The sequence below is a fragment of the Plantibacter cousiniae (nom. nud.) genome (assembly GCF_977070315.1).
This window is the reverse complement of sequence record NZ_CDRVEU010000001.1, coordinates 78,230-91,370: the sequence shown is the minus strand read 5'-3', so window position 1 is coordinate 91,370 and position 13,141 is coordinate 78,230. Positions and strand designations below refer to the sequence as shown.

The following is a 13,141-nucleotide window of genomic DNA, read 5'->3' as shown; positions in this document are numbered from 1 at the left end:
CCACGCCGGCTCTTCGTTCTGATGCGGCAAACTACCCAGTTATCCCAACCGGAACCGCGCCGTATTGTCATTCAACGCCCGACTGCCCTGACTCAAGGTATCCGCCGCCTGATTGACTGCGCGGGCACCTTGCAGCAAACGCCCTGCGGCCTGATCGACCTGCTGGATGTTGCTGCTCACTTCATCAGCGGTCGACGCCTGTTCTTCCACGGCGGTCGATATCTGCGCCAGCGTATCGGTCACACCCTGCACTGCCGTGGCGATTTCGCCCAGGCGGACGCCCAGCCCGGTCACCGACTGCGCATCGTTGACGGCTTGCCCGCAGGCCGCTTCCATCAGGTTGACCGCCTGCGTCACGGTGGAGCGCAAGCTGTCGACCGTGCCGGCGATCTGGGCGGTCGAGGCCTGGGTACGCTGGGACAGGCTGCGCACTTCATCGGCAACCACCGCGAACCCGCGCCCTTGTTCACCGGCGCGTGCCGCCTCGATGGCTGCGTTGAGGGCCAGCAGGTTGGTTTGTTCGGCGATGCCGCGAATGGCATCCACCACCGATTGAATCTGCTGACCCTGCTCGCTGACCCGACCCAGCGCGGCGGCAGTTTCGGTCAGCCGCTGATTGAGTTGCTGGATACTGTCAGTGGTGCGCTGGCTGTCCTGACTGCTTTGCTGAGCAATCTGACGCGTCTGCCGAGCGCTTTCCGATGCCTGCTCACAGCTTCTGGCCACGCCTTGGGAGGTGGCGGCCAGCTCGGTGGCTGCTGCGGCGATCTGACTGATCTGTTGTTGCTGGTCTTCGACCTCGCTCAGCGTTCCGCTGGACTGGGCATTCAGCGTCAGCACCGCATCGCCGACGCGAACCGTTTCCTGATTGACGCCCAGCAGGCTGGTACGCAGTTGCACCACCGCGACATTCAGCGCGCGGCTGATGGCAGCAAGCTCGTCACGGCCCTGCACAGCCACTTCCACACACAGATTGCCGTCACGCATGGACTCAGCCAGCGTGGTGATGCCTTTGGCGCTATTACGGATCGAGGATTGCAGACAGGCGAACAGATAGATTGCCATGATCACCAGGACACAGAAGATCACTGCCATCGGGATGAACTCGGTGTTGGAGCTCTCGTGGTAGTAATCGAGACGCCCATTGAGCGCGTCAAGCGATTGCCTGCGCAAATCTGCCGTGCTGCCGGTCAGGGTGTCGATGCTCTTTTCGAACTCTTCAGGCTTGAGCTTGATGCTGCCGCCGAAAACACCGTCATCAATGACCTTAAGCTGTGTCTCCAGCACTTGTATTACTGCAGCGTACTTGTCCGCCCAAGGCTGCAACTGCTCGGGAAGCTTGGACAGCAGCAGGCCGGCAGCCTTTTGCATCTGATCCTTGGAGTCATCGATGCGACCGCGCAGATCACGCATTTGCAGACGGCTCTGAAGACTGAACTGACCCGATGCCACCGACGTCTGCCCGACACTCGACAGACGGCCGATACGCTCGATCAGGTCCGGCACTTGCTGGGTGGAGAGCTGCATGAGCATGTAGGTTTCAAGCCAGGGGTCGAGAATCAAACCGCTGTCCATCGCGATCTGCTCGCGCAGCGCCTGGACCAAGTTCAGCACCGTAGTGAATCGGTCATAGCCATCAGGCCACCAGCCCACTGTGCGCAATGATGCCGTGTCCAGACCGGTGACAGCGGCTTGAAGCGTCTTGAACCGGTTCATGGTATCGACAGGCGCCTTTTCCTCGACCAATGCGGCCTGAACGCCTTCCAGCGCCTTGGCAATGCGAGGGATCCCCGCATCGACGTTGGCCATCGCCGCCTTCGCTGCCGGGGTCGGCTCGCGCAGGATATCGGCGGCTTTCCAGCGTGCGGCATGATCGCGCTGGGCGGACAGCTCGATGTTCAGATCGTCGAGCGCCAGCAACTGACGCACGCCGGATTGCTCCCCGGAAATGACATCGAGCTTGTTGCTGTACTCCTTGGTGATGACCCACGCGCTGCCCGCCAGCGGCAACATGAACAGCAGGAACAAGACCTGAAACTTGCGAGCAAAACCAAAATGTCCCATCAGGCGCATGCCTGGTGACAAAAGACTGTTCATGTCCTGCGACTCCCCGTGAACACCTGCCAGATCTGCACAAACAGAGGCGATGCCTTTTGTTGGAAAAACACTAGCAGCAAAATGCCATGTTATTGTTTCAATGACGATACGCGTCGCCTCAGATTGGTACGCAAAGTGTCGCCATTCGTTGTTTTTGGCGTCAAAAAGCTTCTCAAACGAGCTATCAGGCACAACCAAGCAAGAACCGGACCGCCCAGCCGACGGGAAAAGCGCTTTACGGCAGTCATTTTCTCATCCCGTAAAAGCTCGAAACCAGGCGCAAGCTTTTGCAGCAGTGGCTCGCGATTTCAGCAAGCCGCGAAAAGATGTGGATCGAAGAGTTGATTCCGATGCTCGGTAAGCAGGCCTAGCAGGCCTAGCAGGCGCAAGGCTCACAGAAGCCAAAAAAGCCGCAAGCTGGCCAGCGCGCTGCACCCGGACCGTGAACAGGATGCCGATGAGCGCGAACGGACAACGGCGCTAAGGCCTGACTCAGGGAGCGAAGGGAGATGGCCGAGTGCTATTCGATGACCTGAAGAAACTCGACACCCTGTTCCGGTAAGCGCCCGGAAAGACGTTCCGACAAGCGCTGCCACCTAACCGGTTGATCGCACGCAATTATTTTTCACAACAACGCTTGACACATATGCGTTCTCCGAGAATAATGCGCGCCACTTGGCTACATAGCTCAGTTGGTTAGAGCATAGCATTCATAATGCTGGGGTCCGGGGTTCAAGTCCCTGTGTAGCCACCAAGTACCTGTTTACAGACGTCTACATCTGTCTATAAACAACCCCAAGAAGCCCGCCTCGTGCGGGCTTTCTTATTTCTGGCTATCTCTCCTTGTATCCCCCTATATCTACCCACCGTGTATCCCAGCGTGTATCCTTTGAAAATAGTTGAACCGAAGGGATACAAACCGTGAAACGGTCCGAAATCAAGCGCCGACCGCTCTCCGACACCGCTCTTGCAGGCCTTGAGCCGGACTTGAAGGAGTACCGCGAACTCGACGCCAATGGCCTGTACTTTCGAGTGAAACCTGACGGGCAAAAATCCTGGCAACTGCGTTACAAAAAAGCAGACGGCAAGTGGTCCTGGCTGGGGCTGGGCGGATACCCCGAGGTCAGCGGCGCATCGGCCAGAGCAAAGGCTGCAGATCTTCGCGCCGATACGGCCGAAGGCCGAAACCCGATGGTGACCAAGCAGGCGCGCAAAGCGGCTGAAGCCCAAGCAGCAAACGATACGTTCGAGACGCTGGCACGTGAATGGCAGGCCTCGCGCATCGGCGGCTGGGATGCAGGCACGGCCAAGCGGATCATGGGAGCACTTGAACGCCATGTGTTTCCCACCTTCGGCCGGCGCCGGTACACCGGCATCCTGTCAATGGAGTGGATGGAGCTGCTCCGGGGTTTGGAGCAACAAGGCATTCTTGAGCAGATGAGCCGAGTGCGCGCTTATTGCAAGGATGTCTACGATCTGGCTCGCGTGACCGGCCGTGCCGTGAACAACCCACTGGAGGGAGTTCACAAATTCCTTTCCAGCGGCAAAGCCGAAAACTACGCCCACGTCTCAGCCGAAGAGCTGCCCGCCCTTCTTCGCGCGATCCAGTCATACCCGCATGCCAAAGACGTGCAGCTGGGTCTGAGACTGCTCACCCTACTGGCGGTGCGTCCTAGCGAGCTGCGCGAGGCACAGTGGTCCGAGTTCGATCTGGAAAAGAAGCTGTGGACCATCCCAGTTGAGCGCAAGGGCCGCAAAAAAGGTCGAGAGCACCTGGTGCCGCTTTGCCGTCAGGCCATTGAGTTGTTGGAAGAGCTACGCCCTATCACCGGCGCGTACCCCCTGCTCTTCCCCGGACGCAGCGACCGAACCAAACCGCGCAGTGACACCGTATTCCTGATGGCACTGCGCCGGATCGGCTATGAAGGCCGCCAGACTGGCCACGGCTTTCGCCATATTGCGAGCACCACGCTCAATGAACACGGCTTCACGGCCGACCATATCGAGGCGCAGCTCAGCCACAAGCCTCAGGGTGTCCGTGGCGTTTACAACAAGGCGCAGTACCTAGCCCAGCGCACGACCATGATGCAGTGGTATGCGGATCACCTTGATGGCCTGGCTGGAGGCGTGATTATTCAAGGTGCCTTCGGCCAGAGGGCCTGATGCGCGCCTTTCTGGAACAGGGCGACGGCCGAGAGCCTGAAAGGACAAACTGGCACTAGGTCGCCAAATCAATAGGAGTTTTGTGTGAGATATCTAGAAGATTCCGAGCCGGTAATTTTTGAGGATCGGCTTCACTACATGATTAGGTTTGACCCGAGACCCGAAGGGACGCCATACAACGACTACGACCCTTTCAGCCCATATTATTTCTGTCCTGACGGCATGGGCTTCGGCATCGTCTACCAAGACATTGTCGAGCTTCTAAAAGATCTCACCACAGGTGAGGTCGCCGAAATTCGCCGGAGCATTATCAGCTTCATCGATGATGCTGGAGAGCAGTACCGCGCTTACCTTGAGGATGCGTTACCGGGGCGGGACGCCGACGACTACGACGTCACAGCTAAATACATGAGAGAGAACCGGCAGTACGAACTTCTAAAAATGTTCACCCCAAAAAAAATGGAGCTTTCCACTGGAAATACTTTTTCTGAGACTCAGCTCTGGGCGGTGTATGCGCTAGAGGAATTCCAGCTTGCACTTGATTGCGCATCAACACCTCCGTTTGCTGACGACCGAAAGGCATTGGCCGAAAGTGGATACATCGAAGATATGCTCGAAACTGCCATGCCTGGGATTGTCAGGGAACAAAGCGATTTAGATAAAGCGCGCCGAGCTGTACACCGACAACGTCATACGATGATGGACGCGGGTATGCGACTCGTTCTGGCTACGAAGCACATTCAGTATGCATTGGTTTTGTCCCATTCAAATGTTGTTCAACAAGAGCGCGCAGATGCGCTCGCAAAGAAAGATAGCCGCATGAAAGGGTTGAATGAAATCAACCGGCTTAAAGAGCAGGCTATGGAGAAGGCTCTGAGCTTCGCTGAGTCGCGTTGGAATGAAGACGTAAATCAGTCCATTAGAATCGGAGACATGGCCGTCACCGTTTATCGATGCCTTGTGGACATAGGACTTCATATGGCTCTGCCTGATACTAGCGAGCGTCTGAAAGAGTGGATCAAGCCAGTCGCACCCGCATATGCAAGAAAAGGTGGCCGGAGCAGAAAACCACCTATCCGTAACGGATAACCATGTTTCCGTTATGGATAACCCTATACCCAATACGCCTGGCATTTTTTTTTGATTTTGGCTTTTCAGCAATCTGTCTCCCGTCATCTACAGAAATAACGGGAACACGCCATGCAAAGCATTCACACCCCGAAACAAGGCCCTGCTACCTCGGCCCAGAACTTCGATCCGGCAATCACCCTGATTCGCATGCCGGATCTAGAGGCTATCACCGGTCTCGCCCGCCCCACAGTGTACAAACGCCTCAAAGACGATCCGACCTTCCCCCGGCCTGTGCCTCTGAGCAACAGCAAGTCGCGTGGCTCGCCAGTAGGTTTTGTGCTGGCAGAAGTACAGGCATGGGTTCGCCAGCGCATCGCGCTGCGCGGGGAGGCTGCATAAATGACAGACAAAAAAAAGGCCGACCAACAGGCCCGCCTCGAAATATCTCAAATCAAGAATACCAGCATCAATGCTCAGAACGCACGGTTTATACAGCGTCTTCGCTTGGGGTCGATTGACACCTTCACCGCAATGCGCGAGCTGAATATCTGCCGACCAGGCGCGCGCATTTGCGACCTGCGCAACGCCGGGTATCGGATCGACACAGCCCGGATAGTCCTCACTGATGAATGGGGGCGCACCCATCGTGGTGTTGCCTTGTATACGTTGATGTCCGAACCGAGGTCCGCCGCGTGAATCCCTTCGACTGGCTCTACTGCATCTGCCTCGCTGTTGTTCTCGCAGTGTCACAGATCCCCCATTGCCAAATAGTCAAACTGCGCCCTCTCGACTCAGAGATGAGTGCCGGAGCGCTGCTGGCCGAGACACTATCAAAATGACATCATCATTCATGATTAGCGACCGGCGGTCGATAACTGAGATTGCACGTAAGCGCTTCCGCGGTTATTGTCCTTCCCGTCACATTGCTGACAACGACCTTGGCGGGTCGAACGATTTCAGGCGCAACAGCGCCCCCATTACGATTGCAGGCGCTTTTTTTGTGCCCGCATTCTCGTGTTATGGCGGGTTGCGCAGGAGCACCCTCGGGTGCGCCGGGTTCCTGAATCACCGGTCCGCCAATCTTGCGCAACTCGCCACCCCTCTCTGCTTGGCGGCAGGCTGTGGTGGCTCTCATGATTCGGGAGCTACACCCATGAAACACGCCTTCATTCCGTCCGCACTCAGCGCACTTGCTCACCGCCGCATGGCCTTGAGCGCTCTCCGCGCAAACTCATCCCTTGCTGTACGACTCAACCGCTACAACTCCCACATGGACCGCGCCCGCGCTCTGGAAAATGCTGGGGGTGCACAATGATCGTCTCGAAAATAAAGCACTGCCACCGCTGCAATCCATCAAGTTCGGCGCTCGCGACGATATGAACCACCTGATCCAGGTGATTCAGGGCGGCGATAGTGGTGAGGGCCTGGCGCTGGCCGCCGATCTGGCTCTGGGGGTAGAGCGTCTTTGCGCTCGTCTCGACGTTGCAATCAATGACGGCGAAGACCCTGTCAGGGGACCAATTGCCCAACCTATTCGAACCTGGCGCACCGCTCGCTCCAAAGTCACCTGCTCACCTCACGCTGCACTGATTCAATGCCGATGGGCTGAACGCTCTTGAATGAACGCCAGTGAGGGACGGCTCACCGATTCGTTCATGCGCGCCACGATTTGGCTTGCTCACGTTTCGTGGCGCGTGGCACAGTGCGCCACACCTCTGTCACGCCAAAAGCGGAAGGCCTGGTTACTAGGCGGCAGGTTGCGTCAGAGACGGGTGATTTATGTACGGTCTGTTTACTCCTAGACAATAAGCGCCTCACTCAGTCCAAAAAGTTATTCAAAGTAAGCTTTGGAGCAGTGTGATATGGAAGTTGGCAGCCGCAATAATGATAAAGCAAAGCCCAGCGAAGAGCGCTTTTCAATCTCATATGATGCTCCTGAGGATATTCTTGAAAATCATGAGATAGATGCAAAAGAGCTCGGCGATGCTATACTAGGAATGAGCACACTAATTGAAGAAACTGCAAAACTAGTTGGCAAGGGCTCTGCCGAAGTAAAGCTTAAAGTAACTACCCCAGCGAAAGAAGGTTCTCTTGTAGTAGTTTTTGCTTTAATGGCAAACCCAGTTACTGCAGCTAAAGTTTTAGCAATTCTCGGGCTAGCAACTCATGCTTCCGCTTTTGCAGGCAGCACGGTCATAGAGCTGATAAAAAAAATCAAAAACAGAAAAATCATTTCAGTGATTATCAATGGCGATGATGAGTACGCCACTATAAAGACCACTGACGGCGAGTTCAAGGCAGACAAAACTGTTGCTCGATTAGTAAGCGATGGCAAAGTTCGCGAAGCTCTACATAAAATAGTTCAGGTCCCTCTCACAGGTAAAGAGGGGGCGGTTTTCAAGGTACTAGACTCCGAAGAAAAACCAGTTGTCAGCGTGACCACTGAGGATGTGGATGATTTCTCCAGGCTGCCCGTAGGCTCGCTAGAAGAGATTACGTCGGAAACAATCACTGCCACAGTGACCTTTTCTCAAGTCAACTTCGGTTCCAAAAAAGGATGGCGTATCGTGTTGCCGGACGGTGATGAGCACCCAGCCACTTTGGCCGATGAAGCTTTTCTTGAGAAGGTGACAAAGAATCAGCAGTCCTTCCAGAAAGAGGATCGTTATCAGGTAAAGTTAAAAACCACAGTTACTCATCGCCCAACGAGATCAACAATTGATCGTGTTATAATTGAAGTAGTTAGAAACTGGGACGCCCCCAACCGGAATCGGTGAGACTGCCATGAACCCACAATATTTAGCGCTCGCTGTAGCAGCAGCTTGCATAATATGGCTTATCCCTTTCACATCAAAACTCGGGCGTCTCTACGCCACCTACCTCTACCGAAAGTACTTTTTTCGAGAAGACATTTACGTCACTTACAAGGTTGGCGACGTGATTTCCGCGAGATATTTGATTCGAAAAAATGCGGATGGATCAATTACTCAAAAGAAACTTTCCGACACGGAAGTGAGTGAAATGCCATGAGCGAGCCTAGCCAACCCAAACCTCACAGCCTCACGAGTGTAACTGCTTCGTTTACCACGCTAATAATCTGTGCCACTTCTTTTATTCCTGTGGAGTGGCTCACTATTGAGGCGAAAACAGCGCTTCCTATACTCGCGGGGTTAGTCAGTCCATATCTTGCTGCATATGCTATGAGAGGTTTTCAAAAAATCAATTTAGATCCAGATTTAATTTCATATCAGACGAGATTGGAATCAGACTTAGCTAGACAAAACAAGCTATTAAAAACAAAGAACTTATCAGGAGGTCCACGAAACAAACTCATAGAGCTAAGAGACGACACCATCATCCGACTAGCGACTGCGCATCAAGATTTCAGTAGCGGATCGCTTGCAGTATCTCCTCCGCCGCCCGATTAAGCCCAGACAGGCTGTCGTTTTACCTACTGCTCCTGTCACGCCGGCGTTCCCTGAATCAACTGCTCTGATCAAAGCGCTCAGCTGAGGCTTTATGGCCTAGCTCGGCCTCCAAGCCACGCTCCAAATGCAGTTCGGTCACATATACATAGGCCATCACAGACCCAGGGGCCGAACATGTAACACACCACCGATCTGCATCACATCTGCTAACGGGCTCGTTGAGTCTGAGATTTGATGAGGGGCGTGCGCGACGAATTGATGGCAAGGTAGAATCACCCGTCATCTATGGAGGGTTGTACTGTGCGTAATTTGGCGATAACTGGATTGATTTGCCTCTCGGCCATGACGGCATCTGCGCCAGGGCTCGCGGCGATTAGCGATACATCAATCGCGGCATGCTCAGCAATAAAAGGCGACGTTCAGCGACTGGCATGCTTCGACAAGATTGCCGATGACGCAGGGCTCGCGGAGAAGACAACGCCAACTAAAACCGAGGGATCGGGGAAGTGGTACACCGCGACCAAGACCGACCCTTTGAACGACAAGCCTGTTTACACGGCGGCTTTAGGGTCTGAAGGCGGCACGGGCAGGTCGGTAGAAAGCGTGGTCATGCTTGCACGCTGCGCCGACGGCAAGACTGAGCTTTTCGTTAACTGGTCTTCATTCATCGGTACTGACGACACAGACGTTACCTATCGCATAGGCAAAAGCAAGGCCATTACCAGGTCTTGGCAGATATCCACTGACAACACTTCGACCTTCTATCCGGGCTCTCCGATCAAGGCTATGAAGGAAATGATGGAGTCAGACAAGTTTATCGTTAACGTAACCCCATATAGCGAAAGCCCGGTCACGGCGATCTTTGACATCTCAGGCGCAGAAGCGGCGTTTGCAGATATCAGAAAAGGATGCAGTTGGTAATTTCAATCTGAAGCCTCGTCAGAGCCCGCCACTGAGCGGGCTCGTGTGCTACCAGCACCGACCTCTTCTCTTGACCTTCTGCTCAGGCGCGGCTTGGACCTGACAAAACCTGACATGTAAGAGGTCGATGCGAAGCTCGCGGCCAGATTTACATAAGCAGCTCGCACTGGTATCCAGCTTGGTATCCACGCTTTTGCAGCTGTTTCCAAGGGTTGAATTATCGCTCTGCGAAAACCAACCCCATGAATGAGCCCTCACGCACCTTGGTCACGCAGATGATATCGGTTGACCTGTTAGCAATTGTTAAGGTTTGGCGTGGTTTCCAATGAGGTAACCAAGGCGGTAACCAGAGGTGGTAACCACTGCGGTAGCGCATACAAGGCCCTGTCGGCAGAGCAGCAGCGCCTGCAAAAAATCACCTGGGCCGACCAGCAGGCAGCAGCGTTGGACAAGGCATCATCTGCCCTCGATGACTACGCCTACAAGGTAGAACGGGGCATCACCCTCGGGCCGTTTGCCGATCAGTACAGCTCCGGGGTGATCTTGTCTTCGTTGCGCTGCGCTGCGAGCGCATCCAGTTGCGACTGGTACTGTTCCTGGATGCCGAATTGCTCCTGCAGCCTGGCGCGCTGCTGGTCGCCCATGCCGAGCCCTGAAAGGCTGTTGCTCAGTCCGGTCCGGTCTTTGGCGAGCTGGCTATTCAGGTTCGACTGAAAGGAAAACAGCTTCTGGGTTTCCTCGGTGGCCAGCTTGCGAAGTTCGTTTTCCTTCTCCAGCGCGGCGTTCTGCTTCTGCTGCGCAAGGTTCAGATCGGCCATTGCCAGAACCTGCTTCTGCGCGGCAGTGAGAGTCTTTTTCTCCTTGAACTGGGCGATTTCGGTTTCAAGTTCGACGAGCTTCTTCTGCTCGGCACCGATGGACCTGGTTGTGCCGTCCTGTATCAGCAACTCACGGCTTTGCTGCTGCAGGACCGCATAGCGCTGCCTGGCGTCATCGAGTAGCTTCGTGCCGGCGTCCTCCTGGAAGGCCTTCGTCTTGCCGGCGTTCTTGTTGACCGTAGTACCTTGCTCGATCTGAGACGTTCTTGCATCAACCATTTGCTGGGGAGTCAGGCGAGCCGGAGCGGTCTTTTTGACCGTAGAGCCCACTGTTAGAAGGGCGGCACCGGTCAGGGCCTGCTGTTTCGTCTGTGGCAGCAAAAGCAGGTTTGTGCCCTTGCTCAGAGTGAGCGCCTTGTCTATGACGCGCTGCATCTGGTTTATCTGCTTGTTGGCGCTGGCCTCGGCGGCCTTGGCTGCCTCTTCGTGGCTCTTCTTGACCGCTGCAGTAGCGTCTTCTGCTGCCTGCTGCTGGGTGTACAAGGCGACAAGCTGGGCCTTAAGTGCAGCCTGCTGGACCTTGTCCGCCTCCTTGACCGCGCTTTCATACTTTCTCAGAAGGTCGGTTTGCTCGGCCACAATGCTGGATTGAGCGGCCTGCTCCTTGGTCAGCCCCATTTTCTGGGCCAGCAGGGCGGCTTCGGCCTTCGCGTTTGCACCGATCAGGTCGCGTGATTCAGTCAGTTTTGCGATGTACTTTTCCCACTCAGCGACTTGCGCCTTCGTCTGAGAGCCTGAACCGCTCTGACTTATCGTGAGATTCCCAGTGCTTTGCGATATTGCCTTCGTGGCCGCATCGACGGTGCCCAGCTTCGTGGCCAGGTCTGCGGCCGAGGCCGTATTCGTCTGTTGCGTTGCGGCCAGCTCGGCCAGCTTACGAATGAAATCAGGGGTCGCGTTGCTGTTCGTCTGAATCCACTGTGTGACGCTGTCGAGGCTTCGCTTTCCTGATTCGACCTCGGCAATCATGCTGCGGAACGCCAAGCAGACCGCCGCACTGAACGCAGCGCTACAAAGCCGTCTCGCCATGCAGCGCCAGTATTACACCGACGTGGACAGCGCAGAGCAGGATTGGGTGCTTGGCGCGAGTTCGGCGATGCAGACCTACCTGGAGCAGTCGCGCAACGTCGCAGGACAGACAAACCAACTGTTCACCCGTGCCTTCGGCAACATGGAAGACGCGGTTATCCACGCTCCACTTTTCGATGATGCTCAGGAGGTCGTGTAGCGCATCTTTCCGAGTTTTGATTACCAGTGAGCGCTGATACTCCAGCTGAGCAATTCTTCTCTCTTCCTCCCAACGTCTCCGCTCCAAATCTGCCTCTCGATGAGCTTCCGCAAGTCTGGGGCCCAAGGAGGTAGCGCTGCTAATCAACGAATGTACGATTTCATCGATCTGCTTCGAGAGGCTTACATTTTGCTCCGTCCAAGTTTGTGTCCAATCGACCAAAGGGTAAGGGCTGTATGCTCTGAGGCAGAGTCGTTTAGTTGGAGCTCGATCAGTAATCACCTGGTAGCGCGCAGCTCTGGTTCCGCTCCACAGTCCTGGCCTGAGCTTTCTAGCCTCGCTTACAGGCATGTACTTACCGTCGATATAGACGACCTCTTTGTCGGCCGTTTGCTCATAGATCGTCAGGCCGATTGCTAGCTCACCGATAAATACCAGAGTTGGCCGAGCGGGTGCCCAATTGCTTGTTTCAAATACCGAGCGTATTAGCCGGCCCTCTTCCTCATCGAGAGCCTTGCGCGCGTACCCGGCCTGACCACAAGCGACGGAAACCCGATGTTGATAGTCGCGAAAACGGGTCGCTATTTTCTGAAGGATCATCGCCGCCATGCGAAGAGTAGGCTCTGTAACTACGAGGTCAGGTAGATTTCGTTTCTTTGGCTTGAGATAACCGTCGCCCGCTACCCTGCCATCGGTGAACGAATCTAGCGATCCCATCACCATCAAACGGCTATCACTTCGGCCTTTCAACGCAGCATCAACGGGCGCAGCTCCCTTACTGCGGAGTAGCTGATCACCCTTCCTCCACTCGGCAGGGTCTCCAACCCTCAACTTTGGGAGAGGCGGAATACTCAGCTTTTGTCCCGACTTCTTTCTCGCCCAATAACCCCGGGGTGGACAAGGTACGTTCAGGCGGGCACAGACCCGTGACAGAAAAACCGCTGATACTCCGTACTTGGGAGCGAGGGAAAGCATGGGCGTGGCCCATACTTCGGCGTAGAGAGTATCTCTATGAACGCGGTCCTGATCCATCCCACTGCCCTTGTGTTTCGACGTGCGAGCATTCCGTGATTACGCTCGCATCTTTCATAGTAATCGTCAAAACGCTTTCCTCCAGCCAGCCATATCTACAATCCATCAGTCGGCTAGCTCGTTGCTTCAGCGCGGCTTCTTCAGTAAGTTGAGACTGTCGAGAGTTCGTTTTTTCGACCGGTTAGCCTGGTATCCATTAATCATGGCGCTCGCTGCGACAGGCTGACCGTTACTATTCCCTAGCTGTAACGCTGCTATGCGATCAGGTCCTTTCTATTGACCGACGATCAAAATGCGGTTGCCCTGCCCATAATTGTGCGCAG

Annotated in this window: 10 protein-coding genes and 1 tRNA gene; 9 read left to right on the top strand and 2 right to left on the bottom strand. The window is 55.1% G+C overall.

The genetic code is table 11. The features are described 5' to 3' along the window. Positions 1-39 precede the first annotated feature (39 nt). On the bottom strand, positions 40-2,097 hold the full coding sequence (locus ACW55A_RS00405) for a methyl-accepting chemotaxis protein (RefSeq protein WP_058396844.1): 2,058 nt from the start codon (positions 2,095-2,097) through the stop codon (positions 40-42). 677 nt (positions 2,098-2,774) lie between these two features. On the opposite strand from ACW55A_RS00405, the gene ACW55A_RS00400 reads away from it, so the two are divergent. The 8 genes from ACW55A_RS00400 to ACW55A_RS00365 all read left to right on the top strand — a co-directional run bounded on the left by ACW55A_RS00400 (position 2,775) and on the right by ACW55A_RS00365 (position 9,680). After that, a tRNA-Met gene (locus ACW55A_RS00400) sits at positions 2,775-2,851 on the top strand. 167 nt (positions 2,852-3,018) lie between these two features. Next, on the top strand, positions 3,019-4,260 hold the full coding sequence (locus ACW55A_RS00395; protein WP_498810260.1) for a tyrosine-type recombinase/integrase: 1,242 nt from the start codon (positions 3,019-3,021) through the stop codon (positions 4,258-4,260). 84 nt (positions 4,261-4,344) lie between these two features. Further along, complete coding sequence (locus ACW55A_RS00390) at positions 4,345-5,349, top strand: hypothetical protein (RefSeq protein WP_498810258.1); 1,005 nt, start codon at positions 4,345-4,347, stop codon at positions 5,347-5,349. A gap of 111 nt (positions 5,350-5,460) precedes the next feature. Continuing rightward, positions 5,461-5,730 carry a helix-turn-helix transcriptional regulator gene (locus ACW55A_RS00385; RefSeq protein WP_024650047.1) on the top strand — a complete coding sequence of 90 codons (270 nt, stop codon included), beginning with the start codon at positions 5,461-5,463 and terminating at the stop codon, positions 5,728-5,730. Then, complete coding sequence (locus tag ACW55A_RS00380) at positions 5,731-6,027, top strand: helix-turn-helix domain-containing protein (protein ID WP_024670095.1); 297 nt, start codon at positions 5,731-5,733, stop codon at positions 6,025-6,027. Between the two features lie 608 nt (positions 6,028-6,635). Further along, positions 6,636-6,950, top strand: coding sequence for a hypothetical protein (locus ACW55A_RS00375; RefSeq protein WP_498810256.1), 315 nt, complete (start codon positions 6,636-6,638; stop codon positions 6,948-6,950). Positions 6,951-7,193: 243 nt separating this feature from the next. Beyond that, complete coding sequence (locus ACW55A_RS00370; protein ID WP_498810254.1) at positions 7,194-8,108, top strand: LAPAL motif-containing putative phage structural protein; 915 nt, start codon at positions 7,194-7,196, stop codon at positions 8,106-8,108. A 951-nt stretch (positions 8,109-9,059) separates the two neighbouring features. Then, on the top strand, positions 9,060-9,680 hold the full coding sequence (locus ACW55A_RS00365; RefSeq protein ID WP_024650034.1) for a type VI secretion system-associated protein TagO: 621 nt from the start codon (positions 9,060-9,062) through the stop codon (positions 9,678-9,680). Between the two features lie 521 nt (positions 9,681-10,201). On the opposite strand, the gene ACW55A_RS00360 is transcribed toward ACW55A_RS00365, so the two are convergent. After that, positions 10,202-11,527, bottom strand: a complete 1,326-nt coding sequence (locus ACW55A_RS00360; RefSeq protein WP_498810252.1) for a hypothetical protein — start codon at positions 11,525-11,527, stop codon at positions 10,202-10,204. Here ACW55A_RS00360 and ACW55A_RS00355 point away from each other — a divergent pair. Beyond that, the gene (locus ACW55A_RS00355; protein WP_498810250.1) at positions 11,526-11,786 is read left to right on the top strand and encodes a phage tail tape measure C-terminal domain-containing protein; all 261 of its coding nucleotides are present in this window, start codon (positions 11,526-11,528) and stop codon (positions 11,784-11,786) included. The two genes, ACW55A_RS00360 and ACW55A_RS00355, sit on opposite strands and share 2 nt — an antisense overlap. Positions 11,787-13,141 lie beyond the last annotated feature (1,355 nt).